The following is a 23,022-nucleotide window of genomic DNA, read 5'->3' as shown; positions in this document are numbered from 1 at the left end:
ATGGCTGAACCATCAAAGCCAGGTTTGCGTGATCTGGATTCCGCACAGGTGAAAAAACTCCTGTCGCTGGCGAGAGACCGCGGCCGAAATGCCAGCAAGAATGGAATCGCCTCGATTCCGGCGGTGCCACGCGGCGGGCCGCTGGAATTGTCCTTTGCCCAGCAGCGGCTTTGGTTGCTGGCGCAGCTCGATGGCGCCAACGCCAACTATCACATTCGCGGCGCTTTGCAGCTTTCGGGTGATCTCGACGTCGATGCGTGGCGTCGCAGCCTTGACCGGTTGTTTGCGCGTCACGAAGCGCTGCGCAGTGTCTTTCGCGTGGTCGATGGAAAGCCTTTCGTTGAATTGCTGCCGGCCGATGAGCACCTGCCAGTGCTCGAACATGATTTGCGGCAACACCTGGATGCCGAACAGGAACTCGCGCGCTTGTGCCGTGAGGAGGCCGATACGCCGTTTGATCTCGCCGCGAGACCGTTGATCCGCGGACGCCTGATACGGACAGCGGAGAAGAAGTGTCTGTTCCTGCTCACCCAGCACCACGTCATCTCCGACGGCTGGTCGATGGGCGTGCTCGTGCGCGAGCTTGGCGCGCTTTACCGAGCCTTCACGGCGGGCCAAGACGATCCGTTGCCGCCGCTGGAAATTCAGTATCCGGACTACGCTGCCTGGCAACGGCAATGGCTGGCGGGCGAGCGGTTGCAGCGGCAGGTCGACTATTGGCGGCAGGCGCTCGCGGGCGCTGCCGCGGTGCTCGAACTGCCGACAGACCGGCCCCGCCCGCCGGTCAGGTCTCTCGCCGGCGCGTCATTGCCGATCGAGATCGACGCCGAGCTTGTGCATCGCATCAGGCTATTCTGCCAGTCGCACCGCGTGACGGCATTCATGACGGTGCTGGCAGCCTGGGCTGCGGTGTTGTCAAGATTTTCCGGGCAGACCGATCTCGTGATCGGCACGCCGACGGCAAACCGCAACAGGCGCGAAATCGAGGGCCTGGTCGGCTTCTTCGTCAACATGCTGGCGCTCCGCGTCGATTTATCGGGAGAGCCTGATGTGGCGGAGCTGCTCAGCCGCGTGCGCGCTGCAGCGCTCGAAGCTCAGGATCATCAGGATCTGCCGTTCGAGCAACTCGTCGAGATCATTCAGCCGCCGCGGCGATTGGACCATACGCCGGTCTTCCAGGTCGTGTTCGCCTGGCAGAACAACGAAGCGGCAGCACTTGAACTGCCCGGCCTCCGGGCCGAGATTGCCGATATTCCGCTGCGGCAAGTCAAGTTCGATCTCGAACTCAATCTGGGGGAGGTGGACGGCCGCATCGTCGGCGCCTTGAACTATGCAGCGGCACTGTTCGACGAAGCGACGATCAGGCGTCACAGGGACTATCTGCTGGTTTTGCTGCGGGCCATGGTCGCCGACGCGGACCAAATTGTCGACCGGATCGATATTGTCGGCCAAGAGGAACGCAAGCTCGTTCTGGACACATGGAACGAGACGGCTGCGCCATTCCCCTCGGAGCGCTGCATCCACGAGCTGTTCGCAGAGCAGGTCCGAACCGCGCCCGAAGCCACAGCATTGGTTCATGAAAGCATTCGCCTGAGCTATGGCGAACTTGATGCGAAGGCCAATCAGCTCGCACGGCACCTGATCGCATTGGGCGTCGGTCCAGATCAGCCGGTCGCGATCTGCCTGGAGCGCGGCATCGCCATGGTCGTCAGCCTGCTGGCCGTGCTGAAGGCAGGCGGCGCTTATTTGCCGCTGGATCCGGCCTATCCGGCGGAGCGGCTGCGCCAGATCGTGGAGGATGCAAAACCGAGATTGTTGATCGCTGATAGTGACGGACGCGCAATCTTCGCGAATGTCGCGTGCAAGATCGTTGATCTCGATGCGTGCGCGCCCGCCATCGCAGCGCTTACGGCTTCAGATCCAGGCGACCTTGTCACGGGACTTACGTCACGGCATCTCGCCTACATCATCTACACTTCCGGCTCCACCGGCCGGCCAAAGGGGGTGATGGTCGAGCATCGCGGCCTGGTTAATCTGGCGCTGGCACAGGGAGGGCTGTTCGAGGTTTCCCGACGCAGCCGCGTCGTGCAGTTTGCTTCGTTCAGCTTCGATGCCAGCACCTGGGAAATCGTCATGGCGCTGTGCTCGGGGGCCGAGCTGTTTCTCGTCGGCCCGCGACAGCACCGCAATACGTCGGAACTGCTCGATTTTCTCGCGGACAACGCGATTACGCACGCGACCTTGCCGCCGGCGATGCTGCAGGGGCGGGATGATCTCGACAGGCTGGCGTCGCTGCGGGTGCTCGTCCTCGCCGGCGAATTGCCCAAGGCTGAACTGATCAGGCATCTGCCGGCTAGCGTTGCCGTTTTTAACGGCTATGGGCCGACGGAAACAACGGTCTGTGCTACCAGTTGGCTGCGGCCGGCGGGCTTTGATGGCGATGTCGTCCCGATCGGTCGGCCGCTTCCCAATACGCGAACCTATCTGTTGGATAGATTCGGTGCACCTGTGCCGTTGGGGGCGACCGGCGAAATCTACATCGGCGGGGCAGGAGTAGCCCGCGGGTATCTCAATCGCGCCGACCTGACGGCGGAACGTTTCGTGCGGGATCCCTTCATTGGCGACGCTAACGCGCGGATGTATCGCAGCGGCGATCTCGGACGCTACCTGCCGGACGGCAACATCGCGTTCCTCGGCCGCAACGATCATCAGGTCAAGATTCGCGGCTTTCGCATTGAATTGGGCGAGATCGAATTTCGTATTCATGAGCACGCCGGCGTGACCGATGCGGTGGTGCTGGCGCCGCGGGATCACAGCGGTGATCCGCGGCTGGTCGCCTATGTGGCCGCGAAGGACGACGGCGTGAAGCGTGATGCCGGTGAATTTGCGGCTGCGATGCGCAATCACCTCCGTGAGCGCTTGCCGGACTACATGGTGCCGTCGGCGTTCGTGCGCCTGGATACACTGCCGCTGACGCCGAACGGCAAGGTCGATCGCAAAGCGCTGCCCGCGCCGGAGGATGATGCCTTTGCAAGGCGCAGTTTTGAGCCGCCGCAAGGGGAGACCGAGGAGATCGTTGCAAAGATCTGGACCGAGCTGCTCGGCGTCGACCGGATCGGACGCAACGATCACTTCTTTGAACTGGGTGGCCACTCGCTGCTTGCGGTCCGCATGCTGGAACGCTTGCAGCGGCATTCGCTCCGCGCCGACGTGCGCGCGCTGTTCGCCAATCCCGTGCTCGCTGATTTCGTCGCCAGCCTCAATGGCGGCGTCGGCGCGGCTGTTCCGCCCAATCTGATCACGCCGCAGACGACGGCAATTACGCCTGAGCTATTGCCATTGATCGTCTTGAAGCAATCCGACCTCGACAGCATCGTGGCCAAGGTTCCCGGGGGCGTAGCTAACATCCAGGATATCTACGGGCTATCGCCGCTTCAGGATGGCATCCTGTTTCACCATCTGCTGTCGAAGCAGGGCGATCCATATTTGCTGGTCGGCCAGATGGCGTTTGCCAGCCGTGACCTGCTCGACCGCTATCTCGCTGCCGTTCAACAGGTGATCGATCGTCACGACATTCTCCGCACGTCCATTGCATGGGATGGGCTGTCCGCTCCGGCGCAAGTGGTTTGGCGGTGCGCTTCTGTGGTCGTCACTGAAGTCGTGCTGGACCGCGAAAGCCCTGCGCATGAGCAGCTTGCGCGACGTTTCGACCCGCGCCGTAACCGGATCGATCTCGGCCAGGCGCCGCTGCTGCGGTTTGCGGTCGCGCGCGATCCCGGCAAGGAGCGCTGGCTGCTCTTGGTACTGCTGCATCATTTGATCGGCGATCACTCCACCCTGGAGGTAATGCACGACGAAGTGCAGAAAATATTGTCCGGACGCGGTCATGAGCTTCCGGCTCCGTATCCGTTCCGAAATCTGGTGGCGCAGTCGCGCGGATCGGCGGCGATTGCGGAGCACGAGCGCTTCTTCCGCAGCATCCTGGCCGATATCGATGAACCGACCACGCCGTTTGGGCTGGATCGCGTGCACGGCGACGGTGGTGGCATGGCGGAAGCGCGGCGAACGCTGCCGGAACAGCTCAATGCACGGCTCCGCGCTCTGGCGCGGCGGCTGGGGGTGAGCCTTGCCAGCCTCTGTCATCTCGCGTGGGGACAGGTGGTGGCGCGAAGCAGCGGGCGTGAGCGCGTCGTGTTCGGCACGGTTCTGTTCGGCCGTATGCATGCGGGCGCCGGTGGCGATCGCACCATGGGATTGTTCATCAACACATTGCCGCTGCGGCTCGATCTCGATGACAGCGCGGTTGAGGACAGTGTTCGTCATGCGCACGCAAGCTTGGCCGAGTTGATGGCGCATGAACATGCCTCGCTGGCGCACGCGCAACGATGCAGCGGTGTCGCCGCGCCGGCGCCCCTGTTCAGCTCGATCCTCAACTACCGGCACAATGCGATGCCGGCGGCTTCGTCCACGGGGCAGGGCGGCGCAAGCCTGCACGGCGTCGAGTGGCTCGGCGGCGAAGAGCGCACCAACTATCCCTTGATGATGGCGGTCGAGGATTATGGCCAGGCGCTCGGCTTGACCGCTCAAGTCGTCCATCCGCTCTCGGCCGATCGCATCTGCGCCTTGATGCAGCAGGCGCTCGATCAATTGGCTGAGGCGCTGGAGCGCGCGCCTCGCTCTCCGGTGCGACAACTGGATGTTCTGCCTTCCGAAGAGCGTGGGCTTTTGCTCGAGACGTGGAACCGGACGCCCGCGCGATATCGACGAGATCGCTCGTTCATCGAGCAGTTCGAGGCGCAGGTCCGCCAATCTCCCAACGGGATCGCGCTGGTGTTTGGCGATGAGGCATTGAGCTACGGCGCGTTGAACGTGCGCGCCAACTGGCTGGCGCGGCGATTGCGCGATCGCGGCGTCGGAACCGACGTGGTGGTCGGGCTCGCGCTCGACCGCGGCGTCGAGATGATGGTCGCGCTATTTGCGGTGTTGAAGGCGGGCGCCGCGTATCTGCCGCTCGATCCGGACTACCCGGCGGAGCGGCTGGCGCACATGCTGCGCGACAGCGGCGCTGCACTGGTGCTGACGCAGCGGACGCTGCTGGAACAGTTCGCTCCCGTGCTGGAGGAGACCGGCGCCGAGGCGTGGCTGCTCGACGAGAACGATGGTGGCGAGAGCGGTGATGCGGCGAATCTCGGCATCGCCGTCCACCCCGAAAGCCTCGCCTATGTGATCTACACCTCCGGCTCGACCGGCCTGCCCAAGGGCGTGATGATCCGCCATGACGCCGTGACAAACTTTTTGGCGACCATGACGGAGCAGCCGGGCATGACGGCCAAGGATCGCGTGCTCGGCCTGACCTCGCTGTCGTTCGACATTGCGGTGCTGGAACTGTGGCTGCCGCTGACGATCGGCGCGCGGGTGGTGCTGGCCGATCGCGCCGCCGCGCATGATCCGTCGCGCCTCAAGGCCATGGTGGCCAAGCACGGCGTCACCATGATCCAGGCGACGCCGTCGACCTGGCGGATGCTGCTCGATCACGACGGCCCATCGCTGCCAAGCTGCCGCGTGCTGTGCGGCGGCGAGGCCTTGCCGCCGGACCTGGCGCGGCGGCTGGTGGCGCAGGCCGGCGAGGTCTGGAATCTGTATGGCCCGACCGAAACCACGGTGTGGTCGGCCCGCCACCGCCTCGATGCCAAAGACGACCGTCCCGTTTTGGGCGGACCGATCGGCAACACCACGCTGCATATCCTCGACAACGACCTCAATCTCGCGCCGGTTGGCGTCGCGGGCGAGCTCTATATCGGCGGCGCGGGACTTGCGCGCGGCTACTGGCGGCGCGGCGCGCTGACCGCGGAGCGCTTCATCCCCGATCCGTTCGGCAAATCAGGCGCGCGGCTCTACCGCACCGGCGACGTGGCGCGATGGCGCGCCGACGGGGTGATCGAATATATCGGCCGCGCCGACCACCAGGTGAAGATCCGCGGTTTTCGCATCGAGCTCGGCGAGATCGAGGCCCGGCTGCTCCAACAGGCTGGCGTGCGCTCGGCGGTGGTGGTGGCGCGCGAGATTGGCGCTGCCCGCCAGCTCGTCGGCTATGTCAGCGGCGACGCGTCGCTGGATGCAGCCAAGCTCAAGACCGCGCTGTCGTCAACGCTGCCGGACTACATGGTGCCGCCACGGATCGTGGTGCTGGACCGGCTGCCGCTGACACCGAACGGCAAGATCGACCGCAAGGCGCTGCCGGCGCCCGATCAGCTTGCGACATCAACCGAGCATGTGGCACCGCGCACACCGGCAGAAGTGGTCCTGGCCGCGATCTGGGCCGACTTGCTGCGCCAGCCCAATATCGGCGTCACCGACAACTTCTTCGAGCTCGGCGGCGACTCTCTCATCGCCGTCCAGCTCGTCAGCCGCATCAAGCGCGATCTCGGCCACGACCTGCCGCTTAACCGCCTCTTTGAAATGACGACCGTCGAGACGATGGCCGCTGCCCTTGCCCCGGAGATCCAGGTCGACAAGCGCGGCGACGACATCGCCGCGATGCTCGACATGTTGAAGGAAGTCGAACTTTCCGATGAATGATATCGCCGCCACGCAGAAGCAGCAGCTTCGTGACATCTCGCAACGCTTGATGCGTCTTGATGCCGGCAAGCAACAAGCGTTCCTGACGCAGCTCGCGGCGAAGGGCGTCAATCTCGCCATGCTGCCGATTGCGCGCCAGGAGAAAACGCGGGCACCGCTTTCCTTTGCGCAATCGCGCCTCTGGTTCTTTTGGCGGATGGATCCGGACAGCGCCGCCTATAACATATCGGCGACGGTGCGGGTGCGAGGGCAGCTTCAACGGCGCGCCCTGCAGCAGGCCTTCGATGCGCTGGTCGCCCGTCACAGCGCACTTCGTACGGTGTTTCGGCAGCAGGGCAGGGAAGCCGAGCAGGTCGTGCTCGACCCGCAACCGTTCACGTTGCGGCATGTATTGCTCGATGGCGATGACCGCGAGCAGCAGGCATATCTGCTGGCGCGGCAGGAAGGATCGCTGCCGTTCGATCTCGAAGCCGGCCCGCTGATGCGCGCCGCGTTGCTGAGGCTGGAAGAAGACGACCATCTCCTTGTCGTCAGCCTGCATCACATCGTGGCCGATGGCTGGTCGATGGGCGTGCTGGTCGACGAGTTCTGGCGCTTGTATGCGGCGTTCGCAGGCGGCGAGGCGCCGGCTTTACCGGAGCCCGATATTGAATATGCCGACTATGCCTGTTGGCAGCGGCTCTGGATGAGCGCTGTCGATGGCGAGCGCCAGGTCAATTACTGGACGGCGCGCTTGAACGATCCGGCGGTGCTGCAGCTTCCAATCGATCGGGCGCGGCCGGCGGTTCCTGATCTCGCCGGCGCCGCGCTCCGCATGACGTTCGATCCGGCGCTCGCCGAGGGCTTGCGCGCGCTGGCGCGCCGGCATCGGACCACGCTGTTCGTCGTCCTGCTGGCGAGCTTCAAACTGCTCCTTTATCGCTACACCGGCCAGTCCGACATCAGCGTCGGCGTGCCGGTCGCCAATCGCCATCGCGATGAGACTCGCGGCGTGATCGGGCTGTTCGTCAACACCCAGGTGCTCCGCACGCAGCTCGACGGTCGCGCGACGATCGCTGACTTCATCGCTGCCGTTCATTCGGCCACGATCGAAGCGCAGGAGAACCAGGACTTTCCGTTCGAGCGGTTGCTGGAGATACTGCAGCCAAAGCGCAGCTTGAGTCAGAACCCGCTCTTTCAGGTGCTCTACAACCATCAGCGCCGGCGCGTGTCGGGCAATCCGCCCGTCCGCACCGGCCTGCAGATCGAGAAGCTCGACGCCGAAGTCGATACAGTGAAGTTCGACCTGGCGCTCGACAGCGAAGAGGGACCGACAGGCGAGATCCGCGCGATCGTTACCTATGCAACCGCGCTGTTCGAGCCGGCCACGATCGAACGCCTTGCGTCGCATTGGATCACGATCCTGAACACGATGGTTCAGGACGCCGCGCAGTCGGTCGCCGGCATGGCACTGCTTTCAGCGCAGGAAGTGGCCACGCTCCGCGAGTGGAACGGCGCGGGTGCCGGGATGGGCGCGTCGTTTACGCCGGTGCACCAAACGGTCGCGCGGCTGGCCACGGAAACACCTGACGCGCCGGCGCTTATCTTTGGCGACGATGTAATCTCCTATGCCGAGCTTGACCGTCGTGCCAATCGGCTGGCACATCGCCTGATCCGCTTGGGCGTCAGTCCTGCCGATCTGGTCGGTATCTCGGCGCGGCGCTCGCCATTCCTCGTGGTAGCGCTGTTGGCCATATTGAAGACCGGCGCGGCCTATCTGCCGCTCCATCCCGAGCATCCGGCAAAACGACAGGTCGGGACCATGCACGACGCCGGCGTGCGCTTCGTGCTGGTTGATTTGGAAGGCTCGGCACTCACTGCGCTTCCGTCGGGGATCGCGGCTGTCCCGCTCGACGCAAGCGATCTCGGCCAAGAGTCGGAGAACGATCCCGGCATTGCCGTCGAAGCAACAAGCCTTGCCTATGTGATCTACACCTCTGGCTCCACCGGCATCCCGAAGGGAGTAGCCGTCGAGCACGGGCCGTTTGCGATGCATTGCGAGGTGACCGCCGGACTCTACGACATGGACCGGTACTCGCGCGAACTGCACTTCCTGTCTTTTACCTTTGACGGCGCCCATGAGCGGCTCTGGACGGCGCTGACTTGCGGCGCGGCGCTCGTGATGCGCGACGAGAATCTGTGGTCGGCCGAACAGACGCTCGACGTTCTGCGCGAGCAGCGCGTCACCAACGCGGGCTTTCCGCCGGCCTATTTGCAGCAGCTCGCCGACTTCGCGGCGTGGCGCGGCGATCCGCCGCCGGTCGGGCTTTACTCGTTCGGCGGCGAGGCCATGCCGAAGGCAGGCTTCGACAAGGTCAAGCGCGCGCTCAAGCCGCGGACATTGATCAACGGCTACGGCCCGACTGAAACGGTGGTGACGCCGCTGGTCTGGAAGGTCGATGCCAGCGAAGAGATCGAAGGCAACTATGCGCCCATCGGCCGTCCCGTGGGACGCCGCTCGGCTTATATTCTGGATGGTGACCTGAACATCGTGCCGGTCGGCGTGACCGGCGAATTGTTCATTGGCGGCGAGGGACTGGCGCGAGGCTATTGGCGGCGCGCCGAACTGACGGCCGAGAGATTCATCCCCGATCCCTTTGGCGCGCCCGGCGCGCGGCTATATCGCACCGGCGATTTGGCGAGATGGCGCCCCGATGGCGTGATCGAGTATGTCGGACGCTTCGATCACCAGGTGAAAATCCGCGGCTTCCGGATCGAGCTCGGCGAAATCGAGGCGTGGCTGATGCGCCAGCCGGGCGTGCGATCGGTGGTGGTCGTTGCCCGTGAAGTCGGCGTAACCAGCCAACTGGTCGGCTATGTCGCCGGCGAGGCTGCGTTCGATGAAGCGGCAATGCGCGCGGCCCTTTCGGACGAACTGCCCGATTACATGGTGCCGGCCCGTATCGTGAAGCTTGAGCGGCTGCCGCTCACCGCGCACGGCAAGGTAGACCGCGCAGCGCTGCCGGCGCCCGATGCGCAAGCTACTGCGGGCGGACATGTCGCGCCGCGCACCGCGACCGAGGCGACGCTTGCGGCGATCTGGGCCGAGCTGCTCGGCCAGCCGCTCATTGGCATTGACGACAATTTCTTCGAGCTCGGCGGCGATTCCATCATCTCGCTGCAACTGGTCGGTCGCGCCCGGCAGGCGGGCCTCGTGATCGAACCGCGTGACGTTTTCCGGCACCAGACCTTGCAGGAGCTGGCGTGGGCCGCGCGCGTCGAACGGCCGGTGGAAGAGGCGGCTCCGGAGAAAGACCTCGACGGCAGCGAACATCCGCTGTTGCCGATCCAGGCGCGGTTCTTCAGCGAAGATGCCGGCGAGCGTCATCACTGGAACCAGGCCGTCCTCTTGATGCCGAAGTCGCGGCTGGATTGGGCGAGCGTTGAGCGCGCCGTCGCCGCCGTCGTCGCGCATCACGATGCCTTGCGTCTTGGCTTTAGGGAAGTCGATGGCGCTTGGCGCGCAATCTATGGCGCCGCGCCGGCAGCTTCGGAGTTGTTGTGGATTCGGAGCGGCATCCGCGATGCAGCCGAGGTGACGGCCGTCGCTTCTGCCGCCCAGGTGAGCCTGTCGCTGGCAGGACCGCTGCTGCGCGTGGTCGGCATGGATCTCGTCGACGGCAGCCAGCGGCTTCTGATCGTGGTGCACCATCTCGTCATCGACGGCGTGTCGTGGCGCGTGCTGCTCGAAGACTTTGCTGCGGCTTACGGGCAGTTTCGGCAAGGCACAGCGTCGTTCGCGCTGGCGAGGAGCCAATCCTATGCATCCTGGGGCGCGCGGTTGCAGGCATATAGCGGCGCCGAAGAGCTTTCTGCCGAGTTGCCCTATTGGCTCGAACGAGGTTCGCGCGCCGATCTGCCCTGCGACGACGATCATGATGGGATCGACCGGGTTGCCGAGGGTGAGGAAATTCTGCTGGCATTCGATGCCGGGCTGACGACGCGGCTGCTCAAGGAAACACCGTCCGCCTACCGGACCCAGGTCAACGATCTGCTGCTGGCGGCATTGGCGCGGGCGGTATCGCGCTGGAGCGGAATTGAGGATGTTGCCGTCGAGCTCGAAGGGCACGGCCGCGAGGACATCTTCGCTCGCGTAGACATTTCCCGCACGGTCGGCTGGTTCACCACCGCCTTCCCTGTGCGCTTGCCGGGCGGCTCCGGCGACGACGCTTCGCTGATCAAATTCGTCAAGGAGGAGCTTCGGGCGATTCCCGCCCGCGGACTGGGTTACGGCGTATTGCGCCATCTCGGCACCGAGGCGCAGCGCCATGCGCTCGGCGCGCTGCCCGAGCCGCGCATCGTTTTCAACTATCTCGGCCAGTTTGATTCCAGCGTGGGTGAGGGCACACCGTTCAGGATCGCTCCTGAGAGCGCCGGGCCGTCGCGCAGCGACAGCGCGCCGCTTGGCCGCTGGCTGAGCATCAACGGCCAGGTGCGGGAAGGCCAGCTACGGCTGTCGTTCAGCTACGGCCGCAGGCGTTACCGGCGAGCCACGATCGAACGCCTCGCAGAACATTATGCCGCGGCGCTGAGAGAACTCGTCGACCATTGCACAAGCGGCGCTCGCGGCATCACGCCATCGGACGTCGCATTGTCGAATTTGAGTCAAGCCGATCTCGATCTCCTGGGCGCGACGATCGATTGCCGCGACATCGAAGACATCTATCCGCTGTCGCCGATGCAGCAGGGCATGCTTTTCCACGCACTGCGCGACGGAGAAAGCGGCAACTACGTCAACCAGGTCGGTCTCGAAGTGCGAGGTCTCGATGCCGGCAGGTTGCGTGCAGCCTGGCACGAGGTGAGCGGGCGTCACGCGGTGCTGCGGACCGGCTTTGCCTGGCGCGAACTGTCAGGCGCGGCACAGCAAGTGGTCTATCGCCATGTGACGCTTCCATTCGTGGAAGAAGACTGGCGCGAGCAGGCCGCAGCCATGGACCGCGGCGAACGCGAGGCGGCGCTGGCGAAGGCGTCGCAGGCCGAGCGCGCCAGGGGATTCGACCTGTCGCAGGCGCCTTTGCAGCGCGTGCGGCTGATCCGGCTTGACGAAAGCCGCCACTGGCTGATCTGGACGCATCATCATATCCTGCTAGACGGCTGGAGCTCGGCGCGGCTGGTGGCCGAGATACTGCAACACGAACGCGGCCATCGTTTACCCGCCGTACAGGGCCGCTACCGCGACTACATCGCCTGGCTGCAACGGCAGGACCGCGACGCGTCCGGGACGTTCTGGCGCACCGCATTGGCGGAACTGGATGAGCCGGGTTTCCTGGCGGATACGCTGGGAGGACCTGCGGCCTCCGGTGCATCCGGCCATGGTTCGCTCGACCTGCTTCTCACTGCCGATCTGACTGCAAAGCTGCACGCATTTACAAAGCGCGAGCGCGTCACGCTGAACACCCTGTTGCAGGGCGCATGGGCGCAATTGTTGCGCCGTCATACCGGCCGGCGCGTGGTCTGCTTCGGCGCGACGGTATCGGGCAGGCCGGCAGAGATCGGCGGGTCCGAGGACATGGTGGGCCTGTTCATCAACACGCTACCGGTTGTGGATCGGGCAAACCCGCAAACCGATGTTGGTGCATGGCTGCGGGACCTGCAGGAACGCAACATCGATTTGCGCGATCACGGCTGGATGCCGCTCTACGAGATCCAGCGCCTCGCCGGACGATCCGGCCGGCCGCTGTTCGACAATATCCTGGTGTTCGAGAACTATCCGATCGATCAGGCCTTGCGCGGCGAGAACGAAAGCGGTCGCCGTTTCGGGCGGGTCGAGCAGGTCTCGATCACCAACTATGCGCTGACGGTAGCGGTATTCGCCAAGGCCGACGGCATCAATCTCGGCTTCCGCTATGACCGAGCCCGGTTCAATGAAGGCCAGGTCAGATATCTGCAGCTCACGCTGTCGCGGCTCCTTGCCGAGATCGTCGCGGATGCCTCCCGACCGCTGGGTGAGCTCAGCGGGCTCGTCGCCGATGAGACGCGGAAGGTGCTCGGCTGGAGCGGTGGCTTTGCCAAGGTTCCGAATGTTGCCAATAGTATCGTCGCTCAGATCGAGGCTCGTGCGGCTGCTTCGCCATCCGCTATTGCGTTGGTATTTGGCGACCAGCAGGTCAGCTACGAGGATTTGAACGCTCGCGCCAATTGTCTGGCAAGGCGGCTACAAGCCCACGGAATCGGCCACGACCGGTTGGTCGGGCTGGCACTGGAGCGCAGCGTCGAACTGATCGTCGGTGTTCTCGCCGTGCTGAAAGCCGGCGGAGCCTATCTGCCGCTCGATCCCGATTATCCGCCGGACCGTCTTCTGCACATGCTGCGCGATAGCGGAGCCGCGCTGGTGCTGACGCAAAGCCGGCTGCTGGATCGTCTCGAGCGCGCAATTGCGAGCGCGTCCGTTGAAGCCTGGGCTATAGAAGGAGAAAGCGAGACTTGGGCAGGAGAGCCGGCTTGCAATCTCGACGTAGCGCTCCATGCCGACAGCCTAGCCTATGTGATGTACACGTCGGGATCGACGGGCATGCCGAAGGGCGTGGCGTGCTCGCACGGTGCGCTGGCTGCGCGGCTTGGCTGGATGCAGGCGGAATATCGCCTCGATGCCGGCGAGACCTTGCTGCAGAAAACGCCGTTCAGCTTCGACGTCTCGGTCTGGGAGATCCTGTGGCCGCTGGCGACCGGCGCACGGCTTGCGATCGCGGCGCCGGGCGCGCATCGGGAGCCGCGGCTTCTCGTCGATGTCATCGTCGCCCATGAGGTGACGACGCTGCATTTCGTGCCGCAGATGCTCGAACATTTTGTTGCCGAGCCCGAAGCGGAGCGCTGCGTCACCCTCAAGCGGCTATTTTCCGGCGGCGAAGCCTTGCCGGCGGAATTGAAGACGCGTGCGCTCGCAGCCTTCCCCAACGTGCGCTTCGACAATCGCTACGGTCCGACCGAAGCCTTGATCAATGCCACGTTCTGGAACTGTCGCGACGATGGCGCGGCGCGGGTGCCGATCGGACGGCCGATCCCGGGTACGGTCATTCGTATCCTCGATACCGATCTGAATATGGTCCCGGCCGGCGTGACCGGTGAATTGTTCATTGGCGGAGCAGGGCTGGCGCGGGGCTACTGGCGACGTCAGGCGCTGACGGCGGAACGCTTCCTTCCCGATCCCTTCGGCGGCCCTGGCGCGCTTCTATATCGAACGGGTGATTTGGCGCGTTGGCGCGCCGATGGGGCGATCGAGTATGTCGGGCGGTCCGATCACCAGATCAAGATTCGCGGATTCCGCATCGAGCTCGGCGAGATCGAGGCACGGCTGCTTGAGCAGCCCGGTGTCCGCTCCGCGGTGGTGGTGGCGCGCGAGGTCGGATTCGGCCGCCAGCTCATCGGTTACGTCAGCGGCGCGAGTGAACTGGAGGAACAGGTGCTGCGGACGGTGCTGTCGGCCGTTCTGCCCGATTACATGGTGCCGTCGCGGATCGTGGTGCTGGAGCGGCTGCCGCTGGCGCCGAACGGCAAGATCGACCGCCAGGCGCTTCCGGCGCCCGACGCTGCGTCCACGGCTGCGCAGTACGAGGCGCCGCGCACGCCGGCCGAACTGGCGCTGGCGGCGATCTGGGCCGAACTGCTCGGCCGGCCTGCTGTCGGCCTCGCCGACAATTTCTTCGAGCTCGGCGGCGATTCGATCATCTCGCTGCAGATGGTGAGCCGGGCCCGCCGCGCCGGTTACCTGATCGAACCGCGTGATGTGTTTCGGCATCAGACGCTGGAAGCGCTGGCGCTCGCGGCACGCACCGAGCAGCGCAGCGAAACGCTTGCCGATCAGGGGCAGGTCACCGGCCCGCATTCGCTGCTGCCGATCCAGGCGCGGTTCTTTGCAGAGGACGCAGGAAAGCGCGATCACTGGAACCAGGCGGTGCTGCTGCGGCCGAAGGATCGTCTCGACTGGGAAATGATGCGGCGCGCGCTAGCGGCCGTCGTCGACCATCATGACGCGCTGCGGCTTCGCTTCGAGGAAGTCGAAGGAACGTGGCGCGCGGAGCACGGCGCCGCACCCGCCGCCGCGGATTTGCTTTGGATCCGAAGCGCGGTCGACGGCGAAGCTGTGACGGCGTTGGCAGCATCAGTGCAGGCAAGTCTTTCGATATCGAGGGGACCGCTGCTGCAGGCGGTCGGGATCGACGTCGCCGATGGCACTCAGCGTTTTCTGATCGTGATCCATCATCTGGTGGTCGACGGCGTGTCATGGCGGGTCCTGCTGGAAGACATCGCTGCCGCGTACGTGCAGCTAATGAACCGCGACGCGGCGGTTGCGCTTCCGCCGAAGAGCCATGCCTATGCAGTGTGGGGCAAGCGGCTGCAAGATTATGCAGGGTCGCCCGAATTGGCGATTGAACTTTCCTATTGGATCGATCGCCGTGCGAATGCGGATATTCCCTGCGATGACGAGCATGGCGGCATCGACTATGTCGCCGATGCCGACGAGGTCTTGCTCACGTTCGAGCGGGAATTGACGCAACGCCTGCTGACGGATGCGCCGTCCGCCTATCGGACGCAGATCAACGATCTTCTTCTTGCCGGCCTTGCACGCGCTGTCTGGCAATGGAGCGGACTGCACGACGTGCTGGTCGAGCTGGAGGGCCACGGCCGCGAGGACCTGTTCGGCGATCTCGACATTTCGCGCACCGTCGGCTGGTTCACCACCGCCTTTCCCGTGCGGCTGGCTGGCGGGTCACAGGATCCCTCGTCACTCATCAAGACCGTGAAGGAGGAACTTCGCGGCATACCCGGCCGGGGACTCGGTTATGGCATATTGCGCTATCTCGGCTCGGAGGAGCAGCGCGCGGCGTTGTCTGACGTTGCCGAGCCGAAGATTGTCTTCAACTATCTCGGCCAGATCGACGGCGGCGTCGAAGACGTGGCATTGTTTGCCATGGCATCGGAAAGCGCCGGTCCCTCACGTGACGCATCGAGCCCGTTGCGGCGCTGGCTCAGCGTGAATGGCACCGTGCGCGAAGGCCAGTTGCGGCTTTCGTTTGGCTTCGGTCGCAAGCGCTATCGGCGCGAGACGATCGAGCGACTGGCTGGGTTGTACGAGGTGACGCTGCGCGAACTGGTCGATCACTGCACCAGCGGCGCCTGCGGCGTGACGCCGTCGGACGTGGCACTGTCGGGCCTTGGCCAGGCTGATCTCGACAGGCTGGAATTGGATTGGCGAGAGATCGAGGACATCTATCCGTTGTCGCCGATGCAGCAGGGCATGCTGTTCCATGCCATGCACGACGGCGAGAGTGGGCTTTACGTCAATCAGGTCGCAGCGGAAGTGCGCGGCCTCGATGCCGGAAAGTTCCATCGCGCCTGGCAGGCGGTCAGTGATCGCCATGCGGTGCTGAGAACTGGCTTCGTCTGGCGCGATCTTTCCGGCTCGCCGCAACAGATCGTCTATCGGCGTGCTGAGGTGCCGTTCGTCGAGGAGGACTGGCGCGCGCGGGCCGCGGCGTCCGAGCCGTCCCAGTTGGAGGCTGCGCTGGGCGAAATTTCGCTGCGCGAACGGGTCGAAGGGTTCGACCTGTCTAAGCCGCCCCTGCAGCGGGTGCGGCTGATCCGGCTCGGAGAAGATCGTCATTGGCTGATCTGGACGCACCATCACATCCTTCTCGACGGATGGAGCTCGGCGCGACTGATCGCCGAGGTGATGCAGCACAATGGTGACGGCCGGCTGCCTGCATTGCAGCGCCGCTATCGCGACTACATCGGTTGGCTGCAGAGCCGGGATAGCGATGAATCGGCGGCGTTCTGGCGCAATGCGATGGCAAAGCTGGAAGAGCCGAGCTTCCTGGCAGGCGGTTCGACCGAACATGCAGACGCGGAGGTGCCTGGTCACGGCATGCTCGCGCTGGAGTTGGATGTTGCCGCGACCGAACGCCTGCAGCAATTTGCTGCGCGCGAGCGTGTGACGCTGAACACGCTGGTGCAAGCGGCTTGGGTGCAACTGTTACGGCAACATGCAGGGCAGGGAACGGTTTGCTTCGGCGTCACCGTATCAGGCAGGCCGCCGGAATTGACGGGCGCCGAGGATATGGTGGGCCTGTTCATCAACACCTTGCCTGTTATCGACGATGTCGGTCCGCAGCAGAAAGTCGGCGCATGGCTGCGCGAGCTGCAGGATCGCAATCTGACCTTGCGCGAATACGGCTGGACGCCGCTCTACGAGATCCAGCGCCTGGCGGGACGTTCCGGGCGGCCGCTGTTCGACAGCATCCTGGTGTTTGAGAATTACCCGGTCGACCGCGCGCTGATGGGGAAAAATGGACAGATCCGTGTCGGCGAGACCAGGATCGTCGAGACCAGCAACTATCCGCTGTTCGCCAGTGTCGGCCTCGATGACCGGTTGCGGCTGGTCTTCAACTATCAGCGCAGGCATTTCGATGAGGCGCAGATCGCGCGGCTGCAGCGCGCCTTTGTGCGGCTGATGGAGGCGTTGAGCGCCGATGCCGAGCGGCCCGTCGGCATGATCGCGGCCGGCGACCCGGCTGATGATGCGCTGCTCTCCCGGGCGAACGACACGCGCTGCGATGCGCCGCGCCGGGGAGTTGTCGAGCAGTTCGAGGCACAGGTTCGCCAATGTCCCGACGCGATCGCGCTGGTGTTTGGCGATAAGGAGCTGAGTTATCGCGCATTGAACGCTCGCGCCAATCGGCTGGCGCGGCGGCTGCGCGATCGCGGTGTTGAAACGGACGTGGTGGTGGGGCTCGCGCTCGATCGCGGCCTCGAAATGATGGTCGCGCTGCTCGCGGTATTGAAAGCGGGCGGGGCGTATCTGCCGCTCGATCCGGATTACCCGGCGGAGCGGCTGGCGCACATGCTGCGCGACAGCGGCGCGGCGCTGGTGCTGACGCAGCGGACGCTGCTGGAACAGTTTGCTGCGGTGCTGGAGGAGACCGGCGCCGAGGCGTGGCTGCTCGACGAGCAGCAGCACGGAGATGGCGAGAGCGGTGATGCGGCGAATCTCGACGTCACCGTCCATCCCGAGAGCCTTGCTTATGTGATCTACACTTCCGGCTCGACGGGCCTGCCCAAGGGCGTGATGGTCCGCCATGACGCCGTGACGAACTTCTTGGCGACGATGGCGGAGCGACCGGGCCTTGCGCGCGAGGATCGCGTGCTCGTCTTGACCTCGCTGTCGTTCGACATTGCGGTGCTGGAACTGTGGCTGCCGCTCACGATCGGGGCATGCGTGGTGCTGGCCGATCGCGCCGCCGCGCATGATCCGGCCCGGCTGAAGGCTATCATGGCGAAGCACGGCGTCACCATGATCCAGGCGACGCCATCGACCTGGCGGATGCTGCTCGACCATGACGGCCCATCGCTGCCAAGCTGCCGCGCGCTGTGCGGCGGCGAGGCCTTGCCGCCTGACTTGGCGCGGCGGCTGATCGCGCAGGCCGGGGAAGCCTGGAACCTGTACGGCCCGACCGAGACCACGGTGTGGTCGGCCCGCCACCGCCTCGATGCCAAGGACGATCGTCCGCTGCTGGGCGGACCGATCGGCAACACCACGCTGCATATTCTGGACAACGACCTCAATCTCGCGCCGGTTGGCGTCGCGGGCGAGCTCTATATCGGCGGCGCGGGGCTTGCGCGCGGCTACTGGCGACGCGGCGGGTTGACCGCGGAGCGCTTCATCCCCGATCCGTTCGGCGCGCCAGGGGCACGGCTGTATCGCACCGGCGACGTGGCACGGTGGCGCGCCGATGGGGTGATCGAATATATCGGCCGCGCCGATCACCAGGTGAAGATCCGCGGTTTCCGGATCGAGCTCGGCGAGATCGAGGCGCGGCTTCTCGAACAGGACGGCGTGCGGTCGACGGTGGTGGTAGCGCGCGAGGTCGGCGCTTCACGTCAACTCGTCGGCTATGTCAGCGGCGAAACGTCGCTGGATGCAGCCAAGCTCAAGACCGCGCTGTCGTCACTGCTGCCGGACTACATGGTGCCGCCACGGATCGTGGTGCTGGACCGGCTGCCTTTGACACCGAACGGTAAGATCGACCGCAAGGCGCTGCCGGTACCGGACCAGTTCGCGACATCAACCGAGCGCGTCGCACCGGGCACGCCGGCAGAAGCGGCGCTCGCCGCGATCTGGGCCGATCTGCTCAAACAGCCCAACGTCGGCGTCACCGACAACTTCTTTGAGCTCGGTGGCGACTCGATCATCTCGCTGCAGATGGTGAGCCGCGCGCGCCGCGAAGGAGTATCGATCGAGCCGCGCGATGTCTTCCGGCACCAGACGATCGAAGCATTGGCCGCGTTGTCCCGCGACGTCAGCCCGAACAATGACATTCCGGCACCAACGCGCGGCTCGCTGTCGGGCTTGACCAGCGAACAGCTCGAACGGCTCGATCTGGACTGGAGCCGCATCGAGGACATCTATCCGCTGTCGCCGATGCAGCAGGGCATGCTGTTCCACAGCCTGCGCGATGCCGGCAGCGGCGTTTACGTCAACCAGGTCAGCGTCGAAATCCGCGGACTTGATGCGGAGCGTCTCGGGAGAGCATGGCGCGAGGTGACCGTACGCCATCAGATGCTTCGGACCGGATTTCTGTGGCGCGAGCTTGCCGGGTCTCCGTTGCAAGCCGTCTATCGTGACGCCGTCGCGCCGTTCGAACAGGAGGACTGGCGCGGGCAAGCGATCGACAACGACCGGATTGCGGCGGCGCTTGCCGGCGAACGCGCCGCCGAGTTCGATCTCTCCGCGCCCCCGTTGCAGCGCGTGCGGCTGCTGCGCCTCGAGGACAATCTCTATCGGCTGATCTGGACCTATCATCACATCCTGATGGACGGATGGAGTTCGGCAAGGTTCGTCGGGGAAGTGCTGGAATGCTATTATGGCGGCGTGCCCACGGCGAACCCGACGCGCTACCGCGACTACATCGCCTGGCTGCTGGCGCAGGACGCCAAGGGTGCCGAAGCTTTCTGGCGCGAACAGCTCAAGAGCTTCGAAGAGCCGACGCAACTGGCGGACGCTTTCGGTGCTCGCCGCCATGATGCATCCGGCCACGAGCGCTGCTACACGCGGCTCGGAGAGACGGCGACCGCGGAGCTGAAAGCATTCGCGCGCCGTGAGCGGATCACGCTCAATACCGTCGTTCAAGGCGTATGGGCGTTGCTGCTGCAACGCTATACCGGCCAGCAGACCGTGACGTTTGGCGTTACGGTTGCCGGTCGCCCGGCCAATCTCGATGGATCGCAGCAGATGCTCGGGCTGTTCATCAACACGCTGCCCGTGATCGAAAAGCCGGTATCCACAAGCACCGTGGGAGAATGGCTGCGGGCGCTTCAGGATCGCAATTCGGCGATCCGGGATTACGAGCATACGCCGCTCTACGATATCCAGAGCTGGGCCGGCCGCGCCGGTCAGGCCATGTTCGACAGCATCATCGTGTTCGAAAACTATCCGATCGAGCGCAGCATGCAGCGCGGCGACGGTTCATTGCAGTTCGGCGGCCTCAGGAATGTCGACGTCACGAACTATCCGATGGACCTGTCGGTCCTCGTCGAGGACACGCTTCAGGTCGAGTACACCTATATGCCGAGCCATTTCACCGCGGCACAGGCAGGGCAGATCAAGGCGCAGTTCGAGCGTCTGCTTGAAGCGCTGACGCGCGACGGGTCGGCGTTGCTCGGCAGTATCGATCCGGTCACGGCGATCGACGACGCGCTCGCCAAAAACTGTAATCGCCATGCGACGTCAGCGGTCGCATTGCCGCTGGTTCACGAGTCGATCAGCATCCACGCGCGGCGTCATCCGCAACGGACGGCGCTTACCATCGGCGGCAAAACGCTCTCGTTCGGTGCGCTCGACGCCAGGGCCAATCGTCTTGCCCATCACCTGATCGGCCGCGGACTGAAGCCCGAGCAGCGCGTCGGCGTCGTGGTCGAACGAACCGAGGCTACGATGGTCGCGCTGCTGGCCGTCCTGAAGGCGGGAGGGGCCTACGTTCCGCTCGATCCTGAAATTCCGGCCGAGCGGCGCGCCTTTGTCATGCGCGATGCCGGGATTTCGTTCTTGCTGACCGGACAACTCGATGTCCGGGAAGGCTTGGATAGTGTCGAGAGAATCTCCCTTTCGACGTTCGATTTCGATGCCGGGCCGGAGCATGCGCCGCAACCGGAGCTGCATCCCGAGAACCTCGCTTATCTGATCTACACGTCCGGCTCGACAGGAACGCCGAAGGGCGTGGCCGTCGCCCATGGGCCGCTCGCGATGCACTGTCACGTGACGGGACGCCTTTACGAGATCGACAAGAGCTCGTGCGAGCTGCACTTCCTGTCGCTCGCCTTCGATGGTGCACATGAACGCTGGCTGACGGTCTTGTCGCACGGCGCGCGTCTCTTGATGCGGGATGCCGAGTTGTGGACGCCGGAGCAGACAGTTGAGAACCTGCACGCGCACCATGTCAGCCATATCGGGTTGCCGCCGGCCTATCTGCAGCAGGTTGCGGAGGCGGTCGAGCAGGCGGGCAATCCGCCGCCGGTCAAGCTCTATTCGTTCGGTGGCGAGGCGATGCCGAAGGCGGGCTTCGACAAGATCAGGCGCGTTCTGAAGCCGCGCATCCTGATCAACGGCTACGGTCCGACCGAAACCGTCGTCACCCCGCTGGTCTGGAAGGTCGATGGCGCCTCCGAATGCGATACTCCGTACGCACCGATCGGTCTGCCGGTCGGTGACCGTCGCGCCTACATCCTCGATAGTTCGCTCAACATCATTCCCGCCGGCGTCGCCGGCGAGCTCTATCTCGGCGGCTTCGGGCTGGCGCGCGGCTATCACGGCAAGGCGGGCATGACCGCCGAGCGTTTCGTGCCTGATCCATTCTCGGCGGTGCCGGGCGGCCGACTATACCGGACCGGCGACCTAGCGCGCTGGCGCGAAGACGGGACCGTCGAATATCTCGGCCGCATCGACGACCAGGTCAAGGTCAACGGCTTCCGGATCGAGCTTGGAGAGATCCAGACCTCTCTGCTTCGTCACGACGAGATCGAGCAGGCCGCCGTGTTGGCGCTAGCGGGCGCAGCCGGAAACCAACTCGTGGCCTATGTCGCGCCGAAGGCGGCAAAGAACACAGCGGGAGATGCTGCCGAGGCTCTGGTCGACAGATTGACCTCCTTCCTGAAGCAGACCTTGCCGGTTTACATGGTGCCGGCGCGGATCATGGTGCTTGAGCGGCTGCCGGTGTTGTCGAGCGGCAAGATTGACCGGCGTGCGCTGCCGGCCCCCGACGCGGCCGGGCGAAGCTTCGTTGCTCCGCAAGGGCCGGCCGAAACCGCGATGGCGCGGCTGTGGGCCGACGTCCTCAAGCTGCCGCGGGTCGGCGTCACCGATAATTTTTTCGAGCTCGGCGGCAATTCGATTCTCAGCCTGAAGGTCGTGGCCCGGCTGCGGCAGGACAAGACGTTTGGCATCGAGATCAAGCTGCGCGATCTCCTGCAGAAGCCCACGATCCGCGCGCTGCTCGCGGATAACGCTTCCCCGGTGCCCGGCGCTGCGCCGCCGCCGACAGCGCTGCTGCCGCTGAATGCCGCGGTTCGTGGCGTGCATCGGGTGTTTTGCGTGCATGGCGGCTTCGGCACCGTTTTCGATTATGGGCCGCTGGCGCGCCGCCTGGAAGGACGGCGGCAGGTGATCGGGCTGCAGTCCAGGATGCTGGTCGATAGTTCATGGAGCGACCGGTCGCTCGAAGCGATGGCGGCGGACTATGCGAACGAGATCAGGCAGGTTCAGCCAAACGGTCCTTATAGCTTGGTCGGCTGGTCGCTCGGAGGCCTACTCGTCACGCTTGTTGCAGCCGAGCTCGAACGGTGCGGTGAACGCGTCGATTGTCTCCTGATGATCGACAGCTTTGTGCTGCGTGAGCACGGCGGATCGGACCGGCAGGCAGCGGCCGCCCACTGGATCGATGATCTCGCGGGATTGCTGTCGGCCGTTCTTCCGCACGCCGCAGCCGTTCGTATCAGTTCGTATATGGAGGAGGCGAAGGCCGCAGGCATGCCGGAGACATCCGAGAGCGTCCGGCGTCTGGTTGCACAGATATTGGGGGAGGGAGTATCGGCGGACGACACACTGCTCGGCGTCGACGACCTGTCGGCAGCCTTCGCAGTCGGCCGGCACCTCAAGACCCTGACGCAAAATGCCGCGCCGCCGCGCCATCTTGCAACCAGGCCATTGTGCTGGTGGACGTCGGGCCGCCTGACGCAGCGCGATCGGCTGGAGACGCAACTGCCTGACGCCATTGACCGCGGCGTCACCGGAGACAACCACTTCACCATCCTGAAGGATGCCGGCTTGCTCGATGAGATCTGCGGGCTGCTCGCGCCGGAGACGGCTTCCGCAGCGTCGCAGGATACGGTGCCGGAACCGGCGGAGTGAATAGTCGC

At 64.8% G+C, this 23,022-nt stretch carries 2 protein-coding genes; both read left to right on the top strand.

Going from position 1 to position 23,022, the window contains the following annotated elements:
• The gene (locus LMTR3_RS08510; RefSeq protein ID WP_065744645.1) at positions 1 to 6,579 is read left to right on the top strand and encodes a non-ribosomal peptide synthetase; all 6,579 of its coding nucleotides are present in this window, start codon (positions 1 to 3) and stop codon (positions 6,577 to 6,579) included.
• A complete protein-coding gene (locus tag LMTR3_RS08505) occupies positions 6,572 to 23,014 on the top strand; it encodes a non-ribosomal peptide synthetase (RefSeq protein ID WP_065744644.1) in 16,443 nt (5,480 codons plus the stop codon). The genes LMTR3_RS08510 and LMTR3_RS08505 overlap by 8 nt, the downstream gene beginning before the upstream one ends.
• The last annotated feature ends 8 nt before the right edge of the window (positions 23,015 to 23,022 follow it).

It is taken from the genome of Bradyrhizobium sp. LMTR 3, from assembly GCF_001693485.1.
In the GTDB taxonomy this organism is placed as follows: Bacteria; Pseudomonadota; Alphaproteobacteria; order Rhizobiales; family Xanthobacteraceae; genus Bradyrhizobium.
This window is presented reverse-complemented; position numbering and strand designations above follow the sequence as displayed.